We start from the raw sequence: 24,593 nt of genomic DNA, 5'->3' as shown, positions 1-24,593 counted from the left end.
TTAATCAACGCGTTAAGCGGTAAAAAGGCGACCAACGGTGTGTGCATAAGCTCTGTGGATAACCGCCTCTGAGGGCACTGGACAACTGGGGGTGAAACTCGGTGGATAACCCGCCTGTGGATAACTGCTGTTTCCACACACAGGTTATCCGATAGCGCAGCACAGGCTGAACACGGTTTTCCACTGTAGTTGTCATTCTCTGTACAGCACGTTACATAAGGGCTAAGGCTAGTTATCAACAGAAGATGGGTGCCCTAGCTTTTATAAGCTTTACAGAAAAGCTTTAAATAATTCCCTTCTTTATTTTTATGTTTGGCAAACAGGATGTCGGTGCCGGAAGCTCCAGAGATCTATTTATAAGGAAACGCTGGTTGGAAATTGACCTGAAGGCTTGCTTTCTCTAGAATCCCCGGTCTCTTAAAACGGGGGCCATTCCGGCCCGTTGTGGACGAACCAGGTAACACGACATGAAACGTACTTTCCAACCAAGCACTATCAAACGCGCTCGTACTCACGGTTTCCGTGCTCGCATGGCTACCAAGAACGGTCGTGCCGTCCTGTCGCGTCGCCGCGCCAAAGGTCGTGCGCGTCTGGCAGTTTGATAATCCGGCACTGGAGGTGAGTCAGGACTTCAGTCGGGAAAAGCGTCTGCTTACCCCCCGGCATTTCAAGGCAGTCTTTGACTCCCCTACCGGCAAGGTTCCGGGGAAAAATCTCCTGCTCCTTGCGCGCAACAACGATCTTGATCACCCCCGTCTCGGGCTGGTTATCGGGAAAAAGAGCGTAAAGCTCTCCGTCGAGCGCAATCGTCTCAAACGTCTTATGCGCGAATCGTTTCGCCTGCACCAGGATTCACTGGTCGGCTGGGACATCGTTATCGTCGCGCGCAAAGGTTTGGGCGACGTAGAAAACCCCGAATTGATTCAGCATTTCGGCAAACTCTGGAAACGCCTGGCCCGTAACAAGCCAGTTCCAGCAGTCAAAACCGAAACTGTAGGGGTAGACAGTCCAGATGCGTAAACTGGCCCTCGTTCCGATCCAGTTTTATCGCTATGCCATTAGTCCCCTGATGGCTGATCACTGTCGTTTCTACCCCAGTTGTTCCTGCTACGCGTTAGAAGCCATCGAAAATCATGGCCTTCTGCGCGGTGGCTGGCTGACCTTTCGTCGTTTAGGTCGCTGTCATCCGTGGAATCCCGGTGGTTATGACCCGGTTCCACCTATCCCTACCTCCCGTTCTTCTTCGATGGCCGAGTAATCATGGATATCAAACGCACGATCCTGATCGTCGCCCTGGCAATCGTGTCCTACGTCATGGTCCTTAAATGGAACCAGGACTATGGCCAGGCTGCCCTGCCGACTCAGAATGTTGCTTCCAGTACGACTGCATCCGGTTTGCCGGACACCGTTCCTGGCAATAACGCTTCCGCCAGTGACGATATTCCGCGTGCTGCCAGTGATACCAGCGCACCAGTTGAAGCGCCGGTCGCTGCCAGCAAGGATCTGATCCAGGTCAAAACCGACGTGCTCGATCTCGCGATCGATCCACAGGGCGGTGACGTTGCGCAACTGACCTTGCCACTGTATCCACGTCGTCAGGACCGTCCGGATGTTCCGTTCCAGCTGTTCGACAACGGCGGCGAGCGTACCTATCTGGCACAAAGCGGCCTGATCGGCACTAACGGTCCGGACGCAAGCCCGGCCGGTCGTCCGGTTTACGCCTCGGAGAAGAAAAGTTATCAACTGGCTGACGGTCAGGACCAGTTGGTCGTCGACCTGAAGTTCAGCAAGGACGGCGTCAACTACATCAAGCGTTTCACCCTGAAACGCGGCCTGTATGACGTAACCGTGACCTACCTTGTGGATAACCAGAGCGCGCAGCCTTGGTCCGGTTCGATGTTCGCCCAGCTGAAGCGCGACGCCAGTGCCGATCCTTCGTCGACCACGGCTACCGGTACCGCGACTTATCTGGGCGCCGCCCTGTGGACAAGTTCCGAGCCGTACAAGAAAGTGTCCATGAAAGACATGGACAAAGGTCAGCTCAAGGAAACCGTCACCGGTGGCTGGGTAGCCTGGCTGCAACACTACTTCGTGACTGCATGGGTTGCGCCGAAGGGCGAAAACAACATCGTTCAGACGCGTAAAGACAGCAAAGGCAACTACATCATCGGTTACACCGGTCCTTCGCTGACCGCTGCACCGGGTGCAAAAGTTGAAACCAGCGCCATTCTGTATGCCGGCCCGAAAAGCCAGGCTGTGCTGAAAGAGTTGTCCCCTGGTCTGGAACTGACGGTCGACTACGGCATTCTGTGGTTCATCGCTCAACCGATCTTCTGGCTGCTGCAACACATCCACGCGATTGTGGGTAACTGGGGCTGGTCGATCATCTTCCTGACCATGCTGATCAAAGGGATCTTCTTCCCATTGTCGGCCGCCAGCTACAAATCCATGGCGCGCATGCGTGCCGTTGCTCCGAAACTGGCTGCACTGAAAGAGCAACATGGCGATGACCGGCAGAAAATGTCGCAGGCCATGATGGAGCTGTACAAGAAAGAGAAGATCAATCCGCTGGGTGGCTGCTTGCCGATCCTCGTGCAGATGCCGGTTTTCCTTTCGTTGTACTGGGTTCTGCTGGAAAGCGTGGAAATGCGTCAGGCGCCGTTCATGCTGTGGATCACCGACCTGTCGATCAAGGATCCGTTCTTCATCCTGCCGATCATCATGGGCGCGACCATGTTCATCCAGCAGCGTCTGAACCCGACTCCGCCGGATCCGATGCAGGCGAAGGTCATGAAAATGATGCCAATCATCTTCACCTTCTTCTTCCTGTGGTTCCCTGCTGGTCTGGTGCTGTACTGGGTTGTGAACAACTGCCTGTCGATTGCCCAACAGTGGTACATCACGCGTAAGATCGAAGCGGCGACGAAAAAAGCCGAGGCGTAACTTACTCTGTGGATAACACCACTCAAAACGCCCCCTAGTGGGGCGTTTTGCTATCTGCCACTTTTGTCTGGATTCCGGTTTATGAGCGCACCTCGTGAAACCATCGCCGCTGTCGCTACCGCTCAAGGTCGCGGCGGTGTCGGCATCGTCCGTATTTCCGGGCCGTTGGCCAGCGTTGCGGCCAAAGCCATCAGCGGTCGCGAACTGAAACCGCGTTACGCTCATTACGGGCCGTTTTTCAGTGATGATCGGCAGGTGCTGGACGAAGGTCTGGCCCTGTATTTCCCGGGGCCGAACTCGTTCACCGGCGAAGATGTGCTGGAGTTGCAGGGCCATGGCGGCCCGATCGTTCTGGACATGCTGCTCAAGCGGTGCCTGGAACTGGGCTGCCGTTTGGCACGCCCGGGGGAATTCAGCGAACGCGCGTTCCTCAACGACAAGCTCGATCTGGCCCAGGCCGAGGCGATCGCCGACCTGATCGAAGCCAGTTCGGCACAGGCTGCGCGCAATGCCCTGCGTTCCCTGCAGGGTGCATTTTCCCAGCGTGTGCATAACCTCACCGAACAACTGATCGGACTGCGCATCTATGTCGAAGCCGCCATCGACTTTCCGGAAGAAGAAATCGACTTTCTTGCCGATGGCCACGTGCTGAGCATGCTCGACAAGGTACGAGAAGAACTGTCCACAGTACTTCGCGAAGCCGGACAGGGTGCCTTGTTGCGCGACGGCATGACCGTGGTGATTGCCGGCCGTCCGAATGCCGGCAAGTCCAGCCTGCTAAATGCCCTGGCCGGGCGTGAAGCGGCGATCGTTACCGAGATTGCCGGCACTACCCGAGACATCCTGCGCGAACATATCCACATCGACGGCATGCCGTTGCACGTCGTGGATACCGCCGGTCTGCGTGATACCGATGATCAGGTGGAAAAGATCGGTGTGGAACGGGCGTTGAAAGCCATTGGCGAAGCTGATCGGGTGTTATTGGTGGTCGATGCCACCGCCCCGGAAGCTGCAGACCCGTTTGCCCTGTGGCCGGAATTCCTCGAAACCCGACCGGATCCGGCCAAAGTCACCTTGATCCGTAACAAGGCCGACCTCACGGGTGAAGCGATTGCCCTGGAAGTCAGCGAAGATGGCCATGTCACCATCAGCCTGAGCGCCAAATCGGCCGGTGACGGCCTGGAACTGCTGCGCGAACATCTCAAGGCCTGCATGGGTTATGAACAAACCTCGGAAAGCAGCTTCAGTGCCCGCCGTCGGCATTTAGAGGCCCTGCGTCATGCCAGTGCGGCGCTGGAACACGGGCGCGCACAGCTGACACTGGCTGGCGCAGGGGAGCTGCTGGCCGAAGATTTGCGTCAGGCGCAGCATTCCTTGGGGGAAATCACCGGGGCATTCAGTTCCGATGACCTGCTCGGCCGGATCTTCTCCAGTTTCTGCATCGGTAAATAGCCCTTCTGCTGTACACAGACAGGCCCGTTCGCGGCCTGTCTGCTCTTCTCTTTCTCCTTACCTTCTTCCAGTGCCGGGTAGATTCCTTCTCCCTCAGCGGATTTTCCGTGTCCGCCTCATCCCCGTTCAGCCAATTTCTGTGGATTAAGCCCTGTGAATAACTGCCACTGAGGTCAGTTGATAACAGGGCTTAAAAACTGGATATAACCCACTCTGTGGATAACCACTCCTTTCATCCACAGGCTTACACCGGTTATCCAAGGGCCTCATTGGCACATGGTCACAGGGTTTTGAAACTCTGTACATATTGATTTATAAGGCCTATAGCAATCTATCCACAGAAATGTCGGTCAGTAAGAATAAGCATTAAAACAAAGGTTTTATAAATTTCTCTCTTTTTTATTCTTTTAACCTTGAGTTCTCCACAGCTGGTTAAATTTTGTGCAAAGGGTTCTTTAGGAAGGGCGAAGTCCCTATACTTGTCGACCAGGTTCAGAAACCTGATCTCAAACTATTCCTGAATTACCTACTTAAGCAGGCACGAGGTGCGTGGTGGATTTCCCTTCCCGTTTTGAAGTGATCGTCATCGGCGGCGGTCATGCCGGTACCGAGGCAGCACTGGCCTCAGCACGTATGGGGGCAAAAACCCTGTTGCTGACGCATAACGTGGAAACCCTCGGTGCCATGAGCTGCAATCCGGCCATCGGTGGCATTGGCAAAAGCCATCTGGTCAAGGAAATCGACGCCCTCGGCGGCGCGATGGCCATCGCCACCGATCTGGGCGGCATCCAGTTTCGCGTGTTGAACAGCCGTAAAGGTCCGGCCGTACGTGCAACCCGTGCACAAGCCGACCGGATTCTGTACAAGGCCGCTGTCCGCGAAATCCTGGAAAACCAGCCGAACCTGTGGATATTTCAACAAGCCGCTGACGACCTGATCGTCGAGCAGGAACAAGTGCGCGGTGTTGTCACGCAAATGGGTCTGCGGTTCTTCGCCGACTCCGTGGTGTTGACCACCGGTACCTTCCTCGGCGGACTTATCCACATTGGTCTGCAGAATTTCTCCGGCGGTCGCGCTGGTGATCCGCCGTCGATTGCCCTGGCACATCGTCTGCGTGAACTGCCACTGCGTGTCGGTCGCCTGAAAACCGGCACGCCACCGCGCATCGATGGCAAATCTGTGGATTTCTCGGTCATGACCGAGCAACCAGGCGATACGCCGATCCCGGTGATGTCGTTCATGGGCAACAAAGAACAGCATCCTCGGCAAGTCAGTTGCTGGATTACCCACACCAACGCCCGTACCCACGAAATCATCGCGGCGAACCTCGACCGTTCACCGATGTATTCCGCCGCCGGCGAAATCGAGGGCATCGGCCCGCGCTACTGCCCGTCGATCGAAGACAAGATTCACCGCTTTGCCGACAAGGAAAGCCATCAGGTGTTCATCGAACCGGAAGGTCTGACCACCCATGAGCTGTACCCGAACGGGATATCCACAAGCTTGCCGTTCGACGTGCAATTGCAGATCGTGCAATCGATCCGCGGCATGGAAAACGCGCACATCGTGCGTCCGGGTTATGCGATCGAGTACGACTACTTCGATCCGCGTGACCTGAAGTACAGCCTGGAAACCAAAGTCATCGGCGGTCTGTTCTTCGCGGGCCAGATCAACGGCACCACCGGTTACGAAGAAGCTGGCGCTCAAGGTTTGCTCGCCGGGGCCAACGCTGCATTGCGTGCGAAGGGCAAGGAAGCCTGGTGTCCGCGTCGCGACAAAGCGTATATCGGGGTGTTGGTCGACGACCTGATCACCCTCGGTACCCAAGAGCCGTACCGCATGTTCACATCCCGTGCCGAGTACCGCCTGATCCTGCGTGAGGACAACGCCGACCTGCGTCTGACCGAAAAAGGTCGCGAGCTCGGCCTGGTCGATGACGTGCGTTGGGCGGCCTTCTGCAAAAAGCGCGAAAGCATCGAGCTCGAAGAGCAGCGCCTGAAAAGCACCTGGGTTCGCCCGGGTACCCAAGAGGGCGATGCGATTGCCGAAAAATTCGGTACGCCGCTGACCCACGAATACAACTTGCTCAATCTCTTGAGTCGTCCGGAAATCGACTACGCTGGTCTGGTCGAAGTGACTGGCAACGGCGCCGAAGATCCACAAGTCGCTGAACAGGTTGAAATCAAGACCAAATACGCCGGTTACATCGACCGTCAACAGGACGAAATCGCCCGTCTGCGCGCCAGTGAAGACACGAAACTGCCTGTGGATATCGATTACACCAACATTTCCGGTCTCTCCAAGGAGATCCAGAGCAAGCTCAGTGCGACGCGTCCGGAGACGCTCGGCCAGGCTTCACGGATCCCGGGCGTGACCCCGGCAGCGATTTCGCTGTTGATGATTCATTTGAAAAAACGCGGCGCGGGCCGTCAGTTGGAGCAAAGCGCTTGAGTTCTAAGGTCACTTCGCAACACGCCGAAGAGTTATCCACAGGAGCCCGCGAGCTCGGTGTCAATCTCAGCGCAGCCCAGCACGAATTGCTGCTGGGTTACCTGGCCCTGTTGATCAAATGGAACCAGGCCTACAACCTGACAGCGGTGCGCGATCCCGACGAAATGGTTTCGCGTCATTTGCTCGATAGCCTGAGCGTAATGTCGTTCATCGAAAATGGCCGCTGGCTGGACGTCGGCAGCGGTGGCGGCATGCCGGGAATCCCGTTGGCGATCCTGTATCCGGACTCGCAAGTGACCTGTCTGGACAGCAACGGCAAGAAAACCCGCTTCCTGACTCAAGTCAAACTCGAACTCAAACTGGATAACCTGCAAGTTATCCACAGTCGCGTCGAAGCGTTCCAGCCTGCCCAGCCGTTCAACGGGATCATTTCCCGGGCGTTCAGCAGCATGGAGAACTTCACCAACTGGACTCGCCACCTTGGCGATGCCGATACGCGCTGGCTGGCAATGAAGGGCGTTCATCCGGCCGATGAGCTGGTAGCATTGCCGGCAGACTTCAAACTCGATAGCGAACACGCCCTGGCCGTACCCGGTTGCCAAGGCCAACGCCATCTGCTGATACTGCGCCGCACGGCATGATTGGGAACACAAGCAAGAATGGCTAAGGTATTCGCGATAGCGAACCAGAAGGGTGGTGTGGGCAAGACCACCACCTGCATCAACCTCGCAGCATCCCTGGTCGCGACCAAGCGCCGGGTGTTGTTGATCGATCTCGATCCACAGGGCAACGCCACCATGGGTAGCGGTGTGGATAAACATGGCCTGGAAAACTCGGTCTATGACCTGCTGATCGGCGAATGCGATCTGGCCCAGGCCATGCACTTCTCCGAGCACGGCGGTTATCAACTGCTGCCGGCCAACCGCGATCTGACCGCGGCCGAAGTGGTTCTGCTGGAAATGCAGATGAAGGAAAGCCGTCTGCGCAGCGCGCTGGCGCCGATCCGTGAAAACTACGATTACATTTTGATCGACTGCCCGCCGTCGCTGTCGATGCTCACGCTCAACGCACTGGTCGCCGCTGATGGGGTGATTATCCCCATGCAGTGCGAATACTTTGCGCTCGAAGGCTTGAGCGACCTTGTGGATAACATCAAGCGCATCGCCGAACTGCTGAACCCGAACCTGAAGGTCGAAGGTTTGCTGCGCACCATGTACGACCCGCGCCTGAGCCTGATGAACGATGTTTCGGCGCAGCTCAAGGAACACTTTGGCGAGCAGCTCTACGACACAGTGATCCCGCGCAACATCCGTCTGGCCGAAGCGCCGAGCTACGGTATGCCGGCACTGGCCTACGACAAGCAATCGCGCGGCGCGCTCGCTTACCTGGCCCTGGCGGGCGAGATGGTTCGCCGTCAGCGCAAAAATTCACGCATCGCCGCTGCTCAGCCAACTTAAGGAATCCCCATGGCCGTCAAGAAACGAGGTCTCGGACGTGGACTGGATGCACTGCTGAGTGGTCCGACTGTCAGCGCGCTGGAAGAACAGGCCGCGCAGGCGGATACCCGTGAACTGCAGCACCTGCCGCTGGACCTGCTGCAGCGTGGCAAATACCAGCCACGCCGTGACATGGACCCGCAGGCGCTGGAAGAGCTGGCGCAGTCGATCAAGTCGCAAGGTGTGATGCAGCCGATCGTGGTTCGCCCGATTGGCGGTGGCCGCTTTGAAATCATTGCCGGTGAACGCCGCTGGCGTGCGAGCCAGCAGGCCGGGCAGGAAACCATTCCGGCCATGGTCCGCGATGTGCCGGATGAAACCGCGATCGCCATAGCGCTGATCGAGAACATCCAGCGTGAAGACCTGAACCCGATCGAAGAAGCGGTCGCGTTGCAGCGCCTGCAGCAGGAGTTCCAGCTCACTCAGCAGCAGGTTGCCGAGGCTGTGGGTAAGTCCCGCGTGACTGTGGCTAACCTGTTGCGGCTTATTGCACTGCCGGAAGTCATCAAGACCATGCTGTCCCATGGCGACCTGGAAATGGGGCACGCCCGTGCGTTGCTCGGTTTGCCGGACAACCAGCAGGTGGAAGGGGCGCGACATGTTGTCGCACGCGGCCTGACCGTGCGCCAGACTGAGGCACTGGTTCGCCAGTGGTTGAGTGGCAAACCTGAACCTGTGGAAGCGGCCAAACCCGACCCGGACATCGCTCGACTCGAACAGCGTCTAGCCGAGCGCCTAGGCTCTGCGGTGCAGATTCGCCACGGCAAGAAGGGAAAGGGTCAGCTGGTCATCGGTTATAACTCCCTCGATGAGCTTCAAGGTGTGCTTGCACACATCCGCTGAAACATTTCCTCATGTAGCGTGCAGTCGGAAATCACTACCTGACAGTTGAATAGGGGCAGAACCGCCCCTATACTCTGCGCGCATTTTGTCGGCACAAATTATGCCAAGTTATTGAATTTTGGCAGCCGACCATTGGAGAGCAATCGTGATGGAAACCCGCAAGCCAAACCGCCTGCCGTTCCATCGCTTGGCGGTTTTTCCGGTGTTGATGGCTCAATTTGTCATTTTGCTCATTGCTGCTTTGGCGCTCTGGCAATGGCACGGAGTCGTTGCCGGATACTCGGGACTTTGCGGAGGCCTGATAGCCTTGCTGCCCAATGTTTATTTCGCTCACAAGGCATTTCGGTTTTCCGGCGCCCGAGCAGCCCAGTCCATCGTCCGGTCATTTTATGCCGGCGAGGCAGGCAAACTGATTTTGACGGCAGTGCTGTTTGCACTGGTGTTTGCAGGTGTGAAGCCATTGGCGCCGATCGCAGTATTCGGCGCTTTCGTGCTGACTCAGTCGGTCAGCTGGTTCGCTCCCCTGCTGATGAGAACAAGACTTTCGAGACCTTAGGGCGTTTGAGGCAACCATGGCAGAAACAACCGCTTCGGGCTATATCCAGCACCACTTGCAGAACCTGACCTTCGGTCAGCTACCTAACGGCGGCTGGGGCTTTGCCCATTCCGCAGCAGAAGCCAAAGAAATGGGCTTCTGGGCTTTCCACGTCGATACCCTCGGCTGGTCGGTCGCACTGGGCCTGATTTTCGTTTTCCTTTTCCGCATGGCGGCAAAGAAGGCGACTTCCGGTCAACCTGGTGCCCTGCAGAACTTCGTTGAAGTACTGGTCGAATTCGTCGATGGCAGCGTGAAAGACAGCTTCCATGGCCGTAGCCCGGTGATCGCACCGCTGGCACTGACCATCTTCGTCTGGGTGTTCCTGATGAACGCCGTCGACCTGGTACCGGTCGACTGGATTCCTCAGCTGGCCATCCTGATCACCGGCGACCACCACATCCCGTTCCGCGCTGTGTCGACCACCGACCCGAACGCGACCCTGGGCATGGCGTTCTCGGTTTTCGCACTGATCATTTTCTATAGCATCAAGGTCAAGGGCATCGGCGGCTTCATCGGCGAACTGACCCTGCACCCGTTCGGCAGCAAGAACATCTTCGTTCAAGCCCTGCTGATCCCGGTGAACTTCCTGCTGGAGTTCGTGACCCTGATCGCCAAACCGATCTCCCTGGCTCTGCGTCTGTTCGGCAACATGTATGCCGGCGAGCTGGTGTTCATTCTGATCGCTGTGATGTTCGGCAGCGGTCTGCTCTGGCTGAGCGGCCTGGGCGTTGTTCTGCAGTGGGCGTGGGCTGTGTTCCACATCCTGATCATCACCCTGCAGGCGTTCATCTTCATGATGCTGACCATCGTCTACCTGTCGATGGCGCACGAAGAAAACCATTAAGACCAGTCTCGACTAGTCTGATGTCCTTCCCGGTCAAACGGGAAGGGGCTCTTCACAGGGCACCTGAAACGATTTGTTTTACCGCTTTAATCTAAAAAACCTAAACCATACGACGTAAAAGTCGGGAGGAAAGATGGAAACTGTAGTTGGTCTAACCGCTATCGCTGTTGCACTGTTGATCGGCCTGGGCGCACTGGGTACCGCAATTGGTTTCGGCCTGCTGGGCGGCAAGTTCCTGGAAGGCGCAGCGCGTCAGCCAGAAATGGTTCCAATGCTGCAAGTTAAAATGTTCATCGTTGCCGGTCTGCTCGACGCCGTAACCATGATCGGTGTTGGTATCGCTCTGTTCTTCACCTTTGCGAACCCGTTCGTTGGTCAGATCGCTGGCTAATTACCCGGATTCTTCCGAGTAATTTGATGTGATGGACAACGTAACTGCGAGGTGTTGGCGTGAACATTAATGCGACCCTGATTGGCCAGTCCGTTGCGTTCCTGATTTTTGTACTGTTCTGCATGAAGTTCGTATGGCCTCCGGTCATTGCGGCACTGCACGAACGTCAAAAGAAGATCGCTGATGGTCTGGACGCTGCCAGCCGTGCAGCTCGCGACCTGGAGTTGGCCCAAGAGAAAGCGGGTCAGCAACTGCGCGAAGCGAAAGCTCAGGCAGCTGAAATCATCGAGCAAGCCAAGAAACGCGGTAACCAGATCGTTGAAGAGGCTGTTGAAAAAGCCCGTATCGACGCTGACCGTGTGAAGGTTCAGGCTCAAGCCGAGATCGAACAGGAACTGAACAGTGTCAAAGACAAGCTGCGCGCCCAAGTGGGCTTGCTGGCTGTCGGCGGCGCCGAGAAGATCCTGGGTGCCACAATCGATCAAAACGCGCACGCAGAGCTGGTTAACCAACTGGCTGCTGAAATCTAAGCGAGGGCGATCATGGCAGAACTGACCACGTTGGCCCGACCTTACGCTAAGGCGGCCTTCGAGCACGCTCAGGCCCACCAGCAACTGGCCAATTGGTCAGCCATGCTCGGCCTGGCTGCAGCGGTGTCACAAGATGACACCATGCAGCGCGTGCTCAAGGCCCCGCGACTGACGAGCGCAGAAAAGGCCGCCACGTTCATTGACGTGTGCGGCGACAAGTTTGATGCCAAGGCACAGAACTTCATCAATGTCGTTGCCGAAAACGACCGTCTCCCGCTTCTGCCGGAGATTGCCGCTCTTTTCGACCTGTACAAGGCCGAACAAGAGAAGTCGGTAGACGTTGAAGTGACCAGTGCTTTTGCATTGAACCAAGAACAGCAAGACAAACTCGCCAAGGTTCTCAGTGCACGACTCAACCGGGAAGTGCGCCTGCAAGTTGCGGAGGACGCTGCCCTGATAGGTGGTGTCGTTATCCGCGCCGGCGACCTGGTTATCGATGGCTCGATTCGCGGCAAAATCGCGAAACTTGCCGAAGCATTGAAATCTTGAGTTTGAAGGGGCAGCAGAGCAATGCAGCAACTCAATCCTTCCGAAATAAGTGAAATTATCAAGGGCCGCATCGACAAGCTCGATGTGACCTCCCAAGCCCGTAACGAAGGCACTGTCGTCAGCGTATCTGACGGCATCGTGCGGATTCACGGTCTGGCCGACGTCATGTACGGCGAGATGATCGAGTTTCCGGGCGGCGTCTACGGTATGGCCCTCAACCTGGAGCAAGACTCCGTAGGTGCCGTTGTACTGGGCGCTTACCAGTCTCTGGCTGAAGGCATGAGCGCCAAGTGCACCGGCCGCATCCTCGAAGTTCCGGTTGGTAAGGAACTGCTGGGTCGCGTAGTCGACGCACTGGGTAACCCTGTTGACGGCAAAGGTCCACTGGGCAACACCTTGACCGACGCGGTCGAGAAAGTTGCACCGGGCGTGATCTGGCGTAAGTCGGTAGACCAGCCTGTACAGACTGGCTACAAGGCTGTCGATGCCATGATCCCTGTCGGCCGTGGCCAGCGTGAGCTGATCATCGGTGACCGTCAGATCGGTAAAACCGCTCTGGCGATCGACGCGATCATCAACCAGAAAGACAGCGGCATTTTCTGCGTCTACGTAGCCATCGGTCAGAAACAATCGACCATCGCCAACGTGGTTCGCAAGCTGGAAGAAAACGGCGCCCTGGCCAACACGATCATCGTGGCTGCCAGTGCTTCGGAATCTCCTGCGCTGCAATTCCTGGCACCGTACTCCGGTTGCACCATGGGTGAATTCTTCCGCGACCGCGGTGAAGACGCGCTGATCGTTTATGACGATCTGTCCAAGCAAGCAGTGGCTTACCGCCAGATTTCCCTGCTGCTGCGCCGTCCACCAGGCCGTGAAGCTTACCCAGGCGACGTGTTCTATCTCCACTCCCGTCTGCTGGAGCGCGCTTCCCGCGTTTCGGAAGAGTACGTAGAGAAGTTCACCAACGGCGCAGTGACCGGCAAAACCGGTTCCCTGACCGCACTGCCGATCATCGAAACCCAGGCTGGCGACGTTTCCGCGTTCGTTCCGACCAACGTGATTTCCATCACCGACGGTCAGATCTTCCTGGAATCGGCCATGTTCAACTCGGGCATCCGCCCTGCAGTGAACGCCGGTGTTTCGGTATCCCGTGTGGGTGGTGCCGCTCAGACCAAGATCATCAAGAAGCTGTCCGGTGGTATCCGTACCGCTCTGGCTCAGTACCGTGAACTGGCGGCATTCGCCCAGTTCGCTTCTGACCTGGACGAAGCGACCCGTAAGCAACTTGAGCATGGTCAGCGCGTTACCGAGCTGATGAAGCAGAAGCAATACGCACCGATGTCGATCGCTGACATGGCGCTGTCGCTGTATGCCGCTGAGCGTGGGTTCCTGACTGACATTGAAATCGCCAAGATCGGCAGCTTCGAACAAGCGCTGATTGCTTTCTTCAACCGCGATCACGCCGATTTGATGGCCAAGATCAACGTTAAAGGTGACTTCAATGACGAAATCGACGCTGGCATGAAAGCCGGTATCGAGAAGTTCAAGGCCACCCAAACCTGGTAAGCCGCAGCGGGAGCCGCGAGGCTCCCGCTTGCTAACCTGATAGGTGTTACATGGCAGGCGCAAAAGAGATTCGCAGTAAGATTGCGAGCATCAAAAGCACGCAAAAAATTACCAGCGCCATGGAAAAAGTGGCGGTCAGCAAAATGCGCAAGGCACAAATGCGCATGGCTGCTAGCCGTCCTTATGCGGAGCGTATCCGCCAGGTAATTGGGCATCTGGCCAACGCCAACCCGGAATACCGCCACCCGTTCATGATCGACCGCGAAGTAAAGCGTGCCGGTTATGTTGTGGTGAGCAGTGACCGTGGTCTGTGCGGCGGCTTGAACACCAACCTGTTCAAGGCCCTGGTCAAGGACATGGCGGTAAACCGCGAAAACGGCGTCGAGATTGATCTGTGTGTAGTGGGTAGCAAGGGTGCGGCCTTTTTCCGCAACTTCGGCGGTAACGTCGTAGCAGCTATCAGCCACCTGGGTGAAGAGCCGTCGATCAATGATCTGATCGGCAGCGTCAAGGTGATGCTGGATGCCTACCTGGACGGCCGTATTGACCGCCTGTCCGTGGTGTCCAACAAGTTCATCAACACCATGACGCAACAGCCTACCGTGGAGCAGTTGATTCCACTGGTGGCAACCCCGGATCAGGATCTCAAGCACCACTGGGACTATCTCTACGAACCGGACGCCAAAGAGCTGCTTGACGGCTTGATGGTCCGTTACGTCGAGTCGCAGGTCTACCAGGCGGTGGTCGAGAACAACGCGGCTGAACAAGCTGCGCGGATGATCGCGATGAAGAACGCTACCGACAACGCCGGTGATTTGATCAGCGATTTGCAGCTGATCTACAACAAGGCGCGTCAGGCTGCGATCACCCAAGAGATCTCGGAAATCGTCGGCGGCGCTGCCGCGGTTTAACGGTTCAAATATTCAGAGGATCCAGCTATGAGTAGCGGACGTATCGTTCAAATCATCGGCGCCGTTATCGACGTGGAATTTCCACGCGACAGCGTACCGAGCATCTACAACGCGCTGACAGTTCAAAGCGCGGCCGCAACCACCCTGGAAGTTCAGCAACAGCTGGGCGACGGCGTGGTTCGCACCATTGCGATGGGTTCCACCGAGGGCTTGAAGCGCGGTCTGGAAGTTACCGATTCTGGCGCAGCCATCTCCGTACCGGTCGGTAAAGCGACCCTGGGCCGGATCATGGACGTTCTGGGTAACCCGATCGACGAAGCCGGTCCAATCGACACCGAAGAGCGTTGGGGCATTCACCGTCCAGCACCTTCGTTCGCTGAACAGGCAGGCGGCAACGACCTGCTGGAAACCGGCATCAAGGTTATCGACCTGGTTTGCCCGTTTGCCAAAGGCGGTAAAGTCGGTCTGTTCGGTGGTGCCGGTGTAGGCAAAACCGTAAACATGATGGAACTGATCCGTAACATCGCCATCGAGCACAGCGGTTATTCCGTGTTCGCCGGTGTGGGTGAGCGTACTCGTGAGGGTAACGACTTCTACCACGAGATGAAGGACTCCAACGTTCTGGACAAAGTGGCACTGGTTTACGGTCAGATGAACGAGCCGCCGGGAAACCGTCTGCGCGTAGCCCTGACCGGTCTGACCATGGCCGAGAAGTTCCGTGACGAAGGTAACGACGTTCTGCTGTTCGTCGACAACATCTATCGTTACACCCTGGCCGGTACTGAAGTATCCGCACTGCTGGGCCGTATGCCTTCGGCAGTAGGTTACCAACCGACTCTGGCTGAAGAGATGGGCGTTCTGCAAGAACGTATCACTTCGACCAAAGAAGGTTCGATCACCTCGATCCAGGCGGTATACGTACCTGCGGACGACTTGACCGACCCGTCGCCAGCGACCACCTTCGCCCACTTGGACGCCACCGTCGTTCTGTCCCGTGACATCGCTTCCCTGGGTATCTACCCGGCGGTAGACCCACTGGACTCGACTTCGCGCCAGCTGGACCCGAACGTAATCGGCCAGGACCACTACGACACCGCTCGCGGCGTTCAGTACGTTCTGCAGCGTTACAAAGAGCTGAAAGACATCATCGCGATCCTGGGTATGGACGAGCTGTCGGAAGCCGACAAACAGTTGGTTAACCGTGCTCGTAAGATCCAGCGCTTCTTGTCGCAGCCGTTCTTCGTGGCTGAAGTCTTCACCGGTGCTTCGGGTAAATACGTTTCCCTGAAAGACACTATTGCTGGCTTCAAAGGCATCCTCAACGGTGACTACGACCACCTGCCAGAACAAGCGTTCTACATGGTTGGCGGCATCGAAGAAGCGATCGAGAAAGCCAAGAAACTGTAATCCCGGCGCCCGGCAACGGGCGCTAATTTAGGTTGAGGCAATCAGATGGCTATGACAGTCCATTGCGATATCGTCAGCGCGGAAGGGGAAATCTTTTCCGGCCTGGTCGAGATGGTGATTGCGCACGGTGCACTGGGTGATCTTGGTATCGCTCTGGGTCACGCGCCGCTGATCACTAATCTGAAGCCAGGTCCGATCCGCCTGATCAAGCAAGGCGGGGAAGCCGAGGTGTTCTACATCTCCGGTGGTTTCCTCGAGGTTCAGCCGAACATGGTCAAGGTTCTTGCCGACACTGTGCAACGCGCCGCCGACCTGGATGAAGCTCAGGCTCAAGCAGCTCTCAAGGCTGCCGAGGCTGCTCTGCATGAAAAGAGCGCAGATTTCGATTACGGAGCTGCGTCCGCACGTCTGGCCGAGGCTGCAGCTCAGCTGCGCACCGTCCAGCAGATCCGCAAGAAGTTTGGCGGTTAATCCGTCAGCCACTTGTTGTGCGATTGATAAAAAAGGGTAGCCTCGGCTACCCTTTTTTCTTTTCCGATTTTTACAACCCGGTCGCAGTTGCTGACCACCCAGGATTGGTAGCCAGTCATGTCTCTCGAAATCGTTATTCTCGCGGCCGGTCAGGGCACTCGTATGCGTTCGGCGTTGCCGAAAGTGCTGCATCCGGTTGCCGGCAATTCCATGCTTGGTCATGTTATCCACAGCGCGCGGCAACTTGATCCACAGCGCATCCATGTGGTTATTGGCCATGGTGCCGATGTGGTGCGCGAGCGTCTGGCAGCTGACGATCTGAATTTTGTTCTGCAGGACAAGCAACTGGGCACCGGTCACGCGACCGCCCAGGCTGTACCGTTCATCACCGCCGACACGGTGCTGATCCTCTACGGTGACGTGCCGCTGATTGAAGTCGAAACCTTGCAGCGCCTGCTCAAGCACGTCGTGCCGGGGCAGATGGGCCTGTTGACCGTTGAGCTGGAAGACCCGACCGGGTACGGCCGCATCGTGCGTGACGCCGATGGCAAGGTCGCTGCTATCGTCGAGCACAAAGATGCCAGTGAAGCCCAACGTGCAATCACCGAAGGCAACACCGGTATTCTCGCCGTCCCGGCCAATCGTCTGGCCGACTGGATGAGCCGTCTGTCGAACAACAATGCCCAGGGCGAGTACTACCTGACCGACGTGATCGAAATGGCGGTCAACGACGGCCTGGTGGTAGCCACCGAACAACCGCATGACCCGATGGAAGTGCAGGGCGCCAATGATCGCAAGCAACTGTCGGAACTGGAGCGTCATTACCAGCTGCGCGCCGGCCGCCGCTTGATGTCGCAAGGCGTGACCCTGCGTGATCCGGCGCGTTTCGACGTGCGTGGCGAAGTCACCGTCGGTCGCGACGTGCTGATCGACGTCAACGTGATCCTCGAAGGCAACGTCGTGATTGAAGACGACGTGGTGATCGGCCCGAACTGCGTGATCAAGGACAGCACCCTGCGCAAAGGCGTGGTAATCAAGGCTAACAGCCACATCGAAGGCGCGGTGTTGGGTGAAGGCAGTGATGCCGGTCCGTTCGCGCGTCTGCGTCCGGGCACTGTGCTTGAAGCCCGTGCGCATGTGGGTAACTTTGTCGAACTGAAAAACGCCCGCATGGGCGAGGGCGCCAAGGCCGGGCACCTGACTTATTTGGGCGATGCCGAAATCGGTGCGCGCACCAACATCGGTGCCGGGACCATCACCTGCAACTACGATGGCGCCAACAAGTGGAAAACCGTGTTGGGAGAAGATGTGTTCATCGGTTCCAACAACTCGTTGGTCGCGCCTGTGGATATCTCGTCCGGTGCAACCACGGCAGCTGGCTCGACCATCACGCAGAATGTGGATAACGCACAGTTAGCCGTTGGTCGGGCGCGACAGAGAAACATCGATGGCTGGAAGCGGCCGGAGAAGATCAAGAAGAGCTGAGTTATCCACAGCGGCTTGAAGATCAAAAGATCGCAGCCTTCGGCAGCTCCTACAGGAGGTGTCGAAGGTTGCGATTTTTTTTGGGCGATGGCTTGACGATTGAAGGTCGATAGGTTTTGATTGCTTCCGTTATCTTTCGAATCGAAACTTAAATCGCCATGTCGAAACGCAACACGCCCCAGCGCCGGCACAACATCCTCGCCTTGCTCAATGAGCAGGGCGAAGTCAGTGTGGATGAACTGGCCAAGCGCTTCGAAACCTCGGAAGTTACGATCCGTAAGGATCTGGCTGCACTGGAAAGCCATGGGCTGCTGCTGCGCCGTTACGGCGGGGCGATCACCATGCCGCAGGAACTGGTCGCGGAAACCGCTCAGAGCATTTCCAAATACAAGCAGGCAATTGCTCGCGCGGCGGTGAAACGCATCCGCGAGCACGCCCGCATCATCATCGACAGCGGCAGCACCACCGCCGCCATGATCCCCGAGCTTGGCCAGCAGCCGGGTCTGGTCGTCATGACCAACTCCCTGCACGTTGCCAATGCCCTGAGCGAACTCGAACACGAGCCGGTGCTGCTGATGACCGGCGGCACCTGGGACCCGCATTCGGAGTCCTTCCAGGGCCAGGTCGCCGAGCAAGTACTACGCTCTTACGACTTCGACCAGTTGTTCATCGGCGCCGATGGCATCGATCTGGTGCGCGGTACTACCACGTTCAACGAATTGCTCGGCCTGAGCCGGGTGATGGCCGACGTGGCGCGGGAAGTGATCGTGATGGTCGAGGCCGACAAGATCGGTCGCAAGATCCCCAACCTGGAGCTGCCGTGGAGCAGCGTCCATACCCTCATTACCGATGATCGCTTGCCACAAGAGGCCCGCGATCAGATTCAGGCCCGCGGCATCACTGTGATTTGCGCGGCTGTCAGTCAGGAGAAATAAGCATGTGTGGAATTGTCGGCGCAGTGGCTGAACGTAATATCACCGCCATCCTGCTTGAAGGCCTCAAGCGCCTTGAATACCGCGGCTATGACAGTGCCGGTGTGGCGGTTTTCACCAACGATGAAAAGCTTGAGCGCATGCGCCGCCCGGGCAAGGTCAGCGAACTGGAAGCTGCATTGGCTGAACATCCGCTAGTGGGGCGTCTTGGTATCGCTCACACCCGTTGGGCCACCCACGGTGCGCCTTGCGAGCGTAACGCGCACCCGCATTTCTCCGGGGACATCGCCGTGGTGCACAACGGCATCATCGAGAACCACGAAGCCCTGCGTGAGCAACTGAAAGCGCTGGGTTATGTGTTCACCTCGGACACCGACACCGAAGTCATCGCCCACCTGCTGAGCCACAAACTCAAGGACCAGCCCGACCTGACCGTTGCCCTCAAGGCCACCGTCAAGGAACTGCACGGTGCCTACGGTCTGGCGGTGATCAATGCACTACAGCCGGATCGTCTGGTTGCCGCGCGCAGTGGCAGCCCGTTGGTGATCGGCCTGGGTCTGGGCGAGAACTTCCTCGCGTCGGACCAGTTGGCCCTGCGTCAGGTCACTGACCGTTTCATGTACCTCGAAGAGGGCGATATCGCCGAAATTCGCCGCGACAGCGTGCAGATCTGGGATGTGAACGGTCAGACCGTCGAGCGCCAGACCGTACAGTACAGCGACGGTGCCGAGGCCGCCGACAAAGGTGAATTCCGTCACTACATGCTCAAGGAAATCCATGAGCAACCGTCTGTGGTTCAGCGCACCCTCGAAGGTCGCCTGAGCAACAATCAGGTGCTGGTGCAAGCGTTTGGCCCGCAAGCCGCCGAACTGTTCGCCAAAGTGCGTAACGTACAGATCGTCGCCTGCGGTACCAGCTACCACGCCGGTATGGTCGCGCGTTACTGGCTCGAAGAGCTGGCCGGTATTCCGTGCCAGGTCGAAGTCGCCAGTGAATTCCGTTATCGCAAGGTGGTGGTGCAGCCGGACACCCTGTTCGTCACCATTTCTCAGTCCGGCGAAACCGCTGACACCCTGGCCGCGCTGCGCAATGCCAAGGAGCTGGGGTTCCTCGCAAGCCTGGCGATCTGCAACGTCGGCATCAGCTCGCTGGTGCGCGAATCCGATCTGACCCTGCTGACTCAGGCCGGTCGCGAAATCGGTGTGGCATCGACCAAAGCCTTCACCACGCAACTGGTCGGTCTGTTGCTGTTGACCCTGTCTCTGGGCCAGGTGCGCGGCACGTTGGGCAAAGACGTCGAAGCCACGCTGGTAGATGAACTGCGTCGCCTGCCCACCCGTCTGGGCGAAGCGCTGGCGATGGACAGCACGGTGGAAAAAATCGCCGAGCTGTTCGCCGAGAAAAAACACACCCTGTTCCTCGGCCGTGGCGCGCAGTTCCCGGTAGCGATGGAGGGCGCCTTGAAACTCAAGGAAATCTCCTACATCCACGCCGAAGCCTATCCGGCTGGCGAGCTGAAACACGGTCCGTTGGCACTTGTGGATAACGACATGCCGGTGGTCACCGTCGCGCCGAACAACGAACTGCTGGAGAAGCTCAAGTCCAATCTGCAGGAAGTCCGCGCCCGTGGCGGTGAACTGATCGTGTTCGCCGACGAGAAGGCCGGTATGACCAATGGCGAAGGCACCCATGTTGTGCAGATGCCACACATCCACGACATCCTTTCGCCAATCCTCTACACCATCCCGCTGCAGCTGCTCTCGTACTACGTCGCCGTGCTCAAGGGCACCGACGTCGACCAGCCGCGCAACCTGGCGAAGTCGGTGACGGTGGAATAAGTTATCCACAACTGATAACTACCCGCAAAAATCGCAGCCTCGGCTGCGATTTTTGTATCTGTCTGACTCGAGGGCATCCATGGACCGCTTCCAGGAAATGCAGATTTTCGCCACGGTGGCTCAGGAGCAGGGCTTCTCGGCGGCGGCGCGTCGTCTTGGCTTGTCGGCGGCCAGTGTCACTCGGGCAGTGGCGGCGCTGGAGCAGCGGATCGGTACGCAATTGTTGATCCGTACCACGCGCAGTGTGCATCTGAGCGAGGCCGGCCAGCGTTATCTGGAAGACTGTCGGAGAATTCTCGCCGAGGTGCAGGAAGCCGAGGATTCGGCTGCCGGCAGTCACGCCCAGCCCCGTGGGCAATTGACGGTGACCGCGCCGGTATTGTTCGGCGAGCTGTTTGTCACGCCGTTGATGGCCGGCTATCTGGCGCAGTACCCGGACGTTTCGATCAATGCGCTGTTGGTCGATCGGGTGGTGAGCATGGTCGAGGAGGGCATCGATGTCGCGGTGCGCATCGGTGATTTGCCGGACAGCAATCAGCACGCCATCCGTGTCGGCGAGGTGCGGCGGGTGATCTGTGGTTCACCGGATTACCTGGCTGAGCACGGGCGTCCCGAGCATCCGCAGGCGCTGGCCGGTGCGTCGGTGGTGGCGCCCTCGTCCATTGGTCAGTTGCGCAGTTGGCCGTTTCTGGATCAGGGCGAAGTGATCAGTGTGCGGCCCGAGCCTCGGCTGGTGGTCACCGCCAATCAGGCGGCGATTGCCGCTGCCTGCCTGGGGGTGGGGCTGACCCGGGTGTTGTCCTATCAAGTCGCCGGCAAGGTGGCCTCAGGTGAACTGGAAATTGTCCTCGCCGACTTCGAACTGCCGCCGCTGCCGATTCATGTGGTGTATCAGGGCGGGCGCAAGGCGCCGGCGCGGGTTCGCAGTTTTGTCGACCATGCGGTGAAGGTGTTGCGTGAGCATCCGGCGCTGCAGAACGCTGCGTTATTTCATCCGGTGAAATAATCGATTGCGATTGCTGGTGATTCTGTTGCTTTGAGGATAGGTGGAAGATGACGTCCACGGCGCTGCCATCCCGAACGGCGCCACCTCCAGCGGAGTCGACCATGCAAGCGATCAAACTCTACAACTTCCCGCGTTCCGGCCACGCCCATCGGGTGGAGCTGATGTTGTCCCTGCTGCAACTGCCGACCGAACTGATCCTGGTCGATCTGGCCAAGGGTGAACACAAGCAGGCGCCGTATCTGGCGATCAACAGCTTCGGCCAGGTGCCGGCAATCGATGATGGCGGTGTGGTGCTGGCCGATTCCAACGCGATCTTGGTGTATCTGGCGCTCAAGTACGGCAATGGCCGTTGGCTGCCGACCGATCCGCTGGGTGCTGCGCGGGTGCAACGCTGGTTGTCGGTGGCGGCGGGGCCGATTGCCTTCGGGCCGGCAGCCGCACGCTTGATCACGGTGTTTGGTGCACAACTGAATGCTGAAGAACTCATCACCCGTGCGCACAACCTGCTCAAGGTGATGGAGCTGGAACTGGGCAAGACCCCGTATCTGGCCGGCAGCGAGCCGACCATCGCCGACGTTTCCGCCTACAGCTACATCGCCCATGCGCCGGAAGGCAACGTGTCGCTGGACGACTACGCCAACGTTCGTGCCTGGCTGGCGCGGGTCGAAGCCTTGCCCGGTTTTGTCGGCATGCCGCGTACCGTCGCCGGTCTGCAAAAAACGGCCTGAAGACCCGGCCCGGTCTGTCCGGGCCCTCCACATTGCGCCAGCGGCGCGGGGAGATGCGTGATGGAACGTTCACCGTGGCACGCTGGCGAGCAGCAATTGCAGGCCCATGTCGGGGTTGCCGAACGCATGGAGGCCTTCGGCCGTAAGGTGATTCGCGACTGGATGCCGGATCAGCACCGCGCATTCTATGAGCAATTACCGTTCATGCTGTACGGCGCGGTCGATGCCGACGGTCGTCCTTGGGCCAGCGTGCTCGAAGGGGCGCCGGGGTTCGCCGGTTCGCCAGATCCGCAGCACCTGCAAATATCCAGTCTGCCGGCGGCCGATGATCCGGCGCAGTTGCTCGGCGGCGCGGCCATCGGTTTGCTGGGCATCGAACTGCACACCCGGCGGCGCAACCGCCTCAACGGTCGCGTCGGCGATCTCGACGCGAGCGGTTTCGCAGTCACGGTGGATCAGTCATTCGGCAACTGTCCGCAATACATTCAACTGCGCCAGTTTCAGCGTGTTGCGTTGAGCGATCCGCAGACCCGGCCAGCGCAGCATGGCGACGGTCTTGATGACGCGGCCCGGGCCATGATCGAAGGCGCCGATACCTTCTTTGTCGCCAGCTACGTCGATGTCGACGGACAACGTGCGGTGGACGTTTCCCATCGCGGCGGGCAGGCCGGTTTCGTCCGGGTCGAGGGCAATCGCCTGACCATCCCGGATTTTGCCGGCAACCTGCATTTCAATACCCTCGGCAATCTGCTGCTGAACCCGCGTGCGGGCCTGCTGTTCATCGACTTTTCCACAGGCGATGTGCTGCAATTGAGCGGGCGTACCGAGATCATCCTTGAAGGGCCGCAGATCGAAGCGTTTCAAGGCGCCGAGCGCTTGTGGACATTCGAGGTGGAGAAACGGGTGTGGCGCCCGGCGGCACTGGCCTTGCGCTGGCGCTTTGACGGCATGTCGCCCACCAGTCTGCTGACCGGTACCTGGGAGCAGGCCGATGCACGTTTGCAGGCCAAGGCGCTCGGTGACAGCTGGCGACCGCTGCGGGTGACGCGCATCGAACGGGAGAGCCAGCACATCCGCTCGATCTATCTGCAACCGGACGATGGCGCGGGGATGCCGGTGTTTCAGGCCGGGCAGCATTTGCCGCTGCGCTTTACCCTGGACGGTGAAACGCATATCCGCACGTACAGCCTGTCGAGTGCGCCATCGGACGACTTCTTGCGCATCAGTGTGAAGCGCGAGGGCCTGGTTTCAACGCACTTGCATCAGCAGATCCGCGTCGGCGATGTGCTGCAAGCGCGGGCGCCACAGGGGCATTTCACGGTTGCGCCGCTGGAACGACGGCCGCTGGTGCTGCTGGCGGCGGGTGTCGGCATCACGCCGTTGCTGTCGATGCTGCGCGAGGTGGTGTACCAAGGCCTGCGCACGCGCCGAATCCGACCGACATGGTTGCTGCAGAGTTCGCGCAGCCTGGCCGATCAGCCGTTTCGCCAGGAACTGGATCGTTTGCTGGAAAGCGCGGGCGATGCGGTACGGGTGATGCGCTTGCTCAGCCAGCCTGAGGCCGATGTGCACGAGGGCGAAGATTTCGACCGCCTCGGGCGCATCGACGGGGTACTGCTGCGCGATCTGCTGGAAGTCGAGGATTACGACCAGATCGATTTTGTGGTCTGTGGCCCCGGCGGTTTCACCCAAGGCCTGTACGACGGCTTGCGCGACCTGGACATTCGCGATGCGCGGATCCATGCCGAAACCTTCGGCCCCTCGACGCTCAAGCGCCAGCCGGACCCGGATGCGGTGGTCATTGCGCAGCCAGCGGCCGCCATCACGTCAGTGCCGGTGATGTTCGAACGTTCTGCCAAAGAGGCGCGCTGGCAACCGGACGGCGGCAGTCTGCTGGAGCTGGCGGAAAGTCGCGGGCTGCGCCCTGAGTTCAGTTGCCGGGGTGGTTCGTGCGGCACCTGCAAGACACGCCTGATCAGCGGCGCGGTGAATTATCCACAGCCCCCGGCGGACATGCCAGAGGCGGGGCAGGTGCTGATTTGCTGCGCAGTGCCGGCGCAGAGTGAGCAATTGCTGGTGCTGGATCTGTAACGCTTTCCCCCTGTAGGAGCTGCCGAAGGCGGCGATCTGTTGATTCTGGGTTTCTAAAATC

The 24,593-nt window shown here is 58.4% G+C and carries 24 protein-coding genes; all 24 read left to right on the top strand.

Annotated elements, in window-relative coordinates; genetic code table 11:
* Positions 1 to 467 precede the first annotated feature (467 nt).
* The 24 genes from rpmH to NN484_RS06755 all read left to right on the top strand — a co-directional run bounded on the left by rpmH (position 468) and on the right by NN484_RS06755 (position 24,532).
* Entirely contained in the window at positions 468 to 602 is a 135-nt protein-coding gene (rpmH, locus tag NN484_RS06870; RefSeq protein ID WP_003213577.1) for a 50S ribosomal protein L34, read from the top strand.
* A gap of 16 nt (positions 603 to 618) precedes the next feature.
* Positions 619 to 1,020 (top strand): ribonuclease P protein component, encoded by a 402-nt coding sequence (gene rnpA, locus NN484_RS06865; protein WP_011336726.1) that lies wholly within the window; start codon positions 619 to 621, stop codon positions 1,018 to 1,020.
* Complete coding sequence (gene yidD / locus NN484_RS06860) at positions 1,013 to 1,258, top strand: membrane protein insertion efficiency factor YidD (RefSeq protein ID WP_010565858.1); 246 nt, start codon at positions 1,013 to 1,015, stop codon at positions 1,256 to 1,258. The genes rnpA and yidD overlap by 8 nt, the downstream gene beginning before the upstream one ends.
* A gap of 2 nt (positions 1,259 to 1,260) precedes the next feature.
* A complete protein-coding gene (gene yidC, locus NN484_RS06855; protein WP_274658776.1) occupies positions 1,261 to 2,943 on the top strand; it encodes a membrane protein insertase YidC in 1,683 nt (560 codons plus the stop codon).
* Positions 2,944 to 3,024: 81 nt separating this feature from the next.
* On the top strand, positions 3,025 to 4,395 hold the full coding sequence (gene mnmE / locus NN484_RS06850; protein ID WP_215500454.1) for a tRNA uridine-5-carboxymethylaminomethyl(34) synthesis GTPase MnmE: 1,371 nt from the start codon (positions 3,025 to 3,027) through the stop codon (positions 4,393 to 4,395).
* A 552-nt stretch (positions 4,396 to 4,947) separates the two neighbouring features.
* Positions 4,948 to 6,846, top strand: a complete 1,899-nt coding sequence (gene mnmG / locus NN484_RS06845) for a tRNA uridine-5-carboxymethylaminomethyl(34) synthesis enzyme MnmG (protein ID WP_274658775.1) — start codon at positions 4,948 to 4,950, stop codon at positions 6,844 to 6,846.
* Positions 6,843 to 7,487 carry a 16S rRNA (guanine(527)-N(7))-methyltransferase RsmG gene (gene rsmG / locus NN484_RS06840; protein WP_003229789.1) on the top strand — a complete coding sequence of 215 codons (645 nt, stop codon included), beginning with the start codon at positions 6,843 to 6,845 and terminating at the stop codon, positions 7,485 to 7,487. Before mnmG ends, rsmG begins: the two co-directional genes overlap by 4 nt.
* 18 nt (positions 7,488 to 7,505) lie before the next feature.
* Positions 7,506 to 8,303, top strand: coding sequence for a ParA family protein (locus NN484_RS06835; RefSeq protein WP_041073588.1), 798 nt, complete (start codon positions 7,506 to 7,508; stop codon positions 8,301 to 8,303).
* Positions 8,304 to 8,312: 9 nt separating this feature from the next.
* Complete coding sequence (locus NN484_RS06830) at positions 8,313 to 9,185, top strand: ParB/RepB/Spo0J family partition protein (protein WP_003229785.1); 873 nt, start codon at positions 8,313 to 8,315, stop codon at positions 9,183 to 9,185.
* A gap of 148 nt (positions 9,186 to 9,333) precedes the next feature.
* Positions 9,334 to 9,741 (top strand): F0F1 ATP synthase subunit I, encoded by a 408-nt coding sequence (locus NN484_RS06825; protein ID WP_003229783.1) that lies wholly within the window; start codon positions 9,334 to 9,336, stop codon positions 9,739 to 9,741.
* A gap of 16 nt (positions 9,742 to 9,757) precedes the next feature.
* The gene (atpB, locus tag NN484_RS06820) at positions 9,758 to 10,627 is read left to right on the top strand and encodes a F0F1 ATP synthase subunit A (RefSeq protein WP_064589928.1); all 870 of its coding nucleotides are present in this window, start codon (positions 9,758 to 9,760) and stop codon (positions 10,625 to 10,627) included.
* Positions 10,628 to 10,760: 133 nt separating this feature from the next.
* On the top strand, positions 10,761 to 11,018 hold the full coding sequence (gene atpE, locus NN484_RS06815; RefSeq protein WP_003097235.1) for a F0F1 ATP synthase subunit C: 258 nt from the start codon (positions 10,761 to 10,763) through the stop codon (positions 11,016 to 11,018).
* 59 nt (positions 11,019 to 11,077) lie between these two features.
* Positions 11,078 to 11,548 (top strand): F0F1 ATP synthase subunit B, encoded by a 471-nt coding sequence (locus NN484_RS06810; protein ID WP_011336718.1) that lies wholly within the window; start codon positions 11,078 to 11,080, stop codon positions 11,546 to 11,548.
* A gap of 12 nt (positions 11,549 to 11,560) precedes the next feature.
* On the top strand, positions 11,561 to 12,097 hold the full coding sequence (locus NN484_RS06805; protein ID WP_007911956.1) for a F0F1 ATP synthase subunit delta: 537 nt from the start codon (positions 11,561 to 11,563) through the stop codon (positions 12,095 to 12,097).
* A gap of 21 nt (positions 12,098 to 12,118) precedes the next feature.
* Positions 12,119 to 13,663, top strand: a complete 1,545-nt coding sequence (gene atpA / locus NN484_RS06800; protein ID WP_007911958.1) for a F0F1 ATP synthase subunit alpha — start codon at positions 12,119 to 12,121, stop codon at positions 13,661 to 13,663.
* Positions 13,664 to 13,713: 50 nt separating this feature from the next.
* Positions 13,714 to 14,574: a F0F1 ATP synthase subunit gamma gene (gene atpG, locus NN484_RS06795; RefSeq protein ID WP_127649500.1), complete on the top strand. Its 861-nt coding sequence runs from the start codon at positions 13,714 to 13,716 to the stop codon at positions 14,572 to 14,574.
* A gap of 27 nt (positions 14,575 to 14,601) precedes the next feature.
* A complete protein-coding gene (atpD, locus tag NN484_RS06790; RefSeq protein ID WP_025112247.1) occupies positions 14,602 to 15,981 on the top strand; it encodes a F0F1 ATP synthase subunit beta in 1,380 nt (459 codons plus the stop codon).
* Positions 15,982 to 16,026: 45 nt separating this feature from the next.
* Positions 16,027 to 16,452 (top strand): F0F1 ATP synthase subunit epsilon, encoded by a 426-nt coding sequence (locus NN484_RS06785; RefSeq protein WP_007954164.1) that lies wholly within the window; start codon positions 16,027 to 16,029, stop codon positions 16,450 to 16,452.
* A 117-nt stretch (positions 16,453 to 16,569) separates the two neighbouring features.
* On the top strand, positions 16,570 to 17,937 hold the full coding sequence (gene glmU / locus NN484_RS06780; RefSeq protein ID WP_215500457.1) for a bifunctional UDP-N-acetylglucosamine diphosphorylase/glucosamine-1-phosphate N-acetyltransferase GlmU: 1,368 nt from the start codon (positions 16,570 to 16,572) through the stop codon (positions 17,935 to 17,937).
* 158 nt (positions 17,938 to 18,095) lie between these two features.
* Positions 18,096 to 18,872: a DeoR/GlpR family DNA-binding transcription regulator gene (locus tag NN484_RS06775; protein ID WP_127649504.1), complete on the top strand. Its 777-nt coding sequence runs from the start codon at positions 18,096 to 18,098 to the stop codon at positions 18,870 to 18,872.
* A gap of 2 nt (positions 18,873 to 18,874) precedes the next feature.
* Positions 18,875 to 20,707 (top strand): glutamine--fructose-6-phosphate transaminase (isomerizing), encoded by a 1,833-nt coding sequence (glmS, locus tag NN484_RS06770; protein ID WP_215500458.1) that lies wholly within the window; start codon positions 18,875 to 18,877, stop codon positions 20,705 to 20,707.
* Positions 20,708 to 20,786: 79 nt separating this feature from the next.
* Entirely contained in the window at positions 20,787 to 21,713 is a 927-nt protein-coding gene (locus tag NN484_RS06765; RefSeq protein WP_215500459.1) for a LysR family transcriptional regulator, read from the top strand.
* 101 nt (positions 21,714 to 21,814) lie between these two features.
* Positions 21,815 to 22,441, top strand: coding sequence for a glutathione S-transferase family protein (locus NN484_RS06760; protein ID WP_215500460.1), 627 nt, complete (start codon positions 21,815 to 21,817; stop codon positions 22,439 to 22,441).
* 60 nt (positions 22,442 to 22,501) lie between these two features.
* Positions 22,502 to 24,532: a pyridoxamine 5'-phosphate oxidase family protein gene (locus NN484_RS06755; RefSeq protein WP_274658774.1), complete on the top strand. Its 2,031-nt coding sequence runs from the start codon at positions 22,502 to 22,504 to the stop codon at positions 24,530 to 24,532.
* The last annotated feature ends 61 nt before the right edge of the window (positions 24,533 to 24,593 follow it).

The sequence above is a fragment of the Pseudomonas serboccidentalis genome (assembly GCF_028830055.1).
GTDB classification, from domain to species: domain Bacteria; phylum Pseudomonadota; class Gammaproteobacteria; order Pseudomonadales; family Pseudomonadaceae; genus Aquipseudomonas; species Aquipseudomonas serboccidentalis.
This window is presented reverse-complemented; position numbering and strand designations above follow the sequence as displayed.

Bases quoted from the DNA above. Each gene is read 5' to 3' on its own strand.
- rpmH (WP_003213577.1), top strand. From the start codon at position 468: ATGAAACGTACTTTCCAACCAAGCACTATCAAACGCGCTCGTACTCAC.
- yidD (WP_010565858.1), top strand. From the start codon at position 1,013: ATGCGTAAACTGGCCCTCGTTCCGATCCAGTTTTATCGCTATGCCATT.
- yidC (WP_274658776.1), top strand. From the start codon at position 1,261: ATGGATATCAAACGCACGATCCTGATCGTCGCCCTGGCAATCGTGTCC.
- mnmE (WP_215500454.1), top strand. From the start codon at position 3,025: ATGAGCGCACCTCGTGAAACCATCGCCGCTGTCGCTACCGCTCAAGGT.
- NN484_RS06835 (WP_041073588.1), top strand. From the start codon at position 7,506: ATGGCTAAGGTATTCGCGATAGCGAACCAGAAGGGTGGTGTGGGCAAG.
- NN484_RS06830 (WP_003229785.1), top strand. From the start codon at position 8,313: ATGGCCGTCAAGAAACGAGGTCTCGGACGTGGACTGGATGCACTGCTG.
- NN484_RS06825 (WP_003229783.1), top strand. From the start codon at position 9,334: ATGGAAACCCGCAAGCCAAACCGCCTGCCGTTCCATCGCTTGGCGGTT.
- atpB (WP_064589928.1), top strand. From the start codon at position 9,758: ATGGCAGAAACAACCGCTTCGGGCTATATCCAGCACCACTTGCAGAAC.
- atpE (WP_003097235.1), top strand. From the start codon at position 10,761: ATGGAAACTGTAGTTGGTCTAACCGCTATCGCTGTTGCACTGTTGATC.
- NN484_RS06805 (WP_007911956.1), top strand. From the start codon at position 11,561: ATGGCAGAACTGACCACGTTGGCCCGACCTTACGCTAAGGCGGCCTTC.
- atpA (WP_007911958.1), top strand. From the start codon at position 12,119: ATGCAGCAACTCAATCCTTCCGAAATAAGTGAAATTATCAAGGGCCGC.
- atpG (WP_127649500.1), top strand. From the start codon at position 13,714: ATGGCAGGCGCAAAAGAGATTCGCAGTAAGATTGCGAGCATCAAAAGC.
- atpD (WP_025112247.1), top strand. From the start codon at position 14,602: ATGAGTAGCGGACGTATCGTTCAAATCATCGGCGCCGTTATCGACGTG.
- NN484_RS06785 (WP_007954164.1), top strand. From the start codon at position 16,027: ATGGCTATGACAGTCCATTGCGATATCGTCAGCGCGGAAGGGGAAATC.
- glmU (WP_215500457.1), top strand. From the start codon at position 16,570: ATGTCTCTCGAAATCGTTATTCTCGCGGCCGGTCAGGGCACTCGTATG.
- NN484_RS06775 (WP_127649504.1), top strand. From the start codon at position 18,096: ATGTCGAAACGCAACACGCCCCAGCGCCGGCACAACATCCTCGCCTTG.
- glmS (WP_215500458.1), top strand. From the start codon at position 18,875: ATGTGTGGAATTGTCGGCGCAGTGGCTGAACGTAATATCACCGCCATC.
- NN484_RS06765 (WP_215500459.1), top strand. From the start codon at position 20,787: ATGGACCGCTTCCAGGAAATGCAGATTTTCGCCACGGTGGCTCAGGAG.
- NN484_RS06760 (WP_215500460.1), top strand. From the start codon at position 21,815: ATGCAAGCGATCAAACTCTACAACTTCCCGCGTTCCGGCCACGCCCAT.
- NN484_RS06755 (WP_274658774.1), top strand. From the start codon at position 22,502: ATGGAACGTTCACCGTGGCACGCTGGCGAGCAGCAATTGCAGGCCCAT.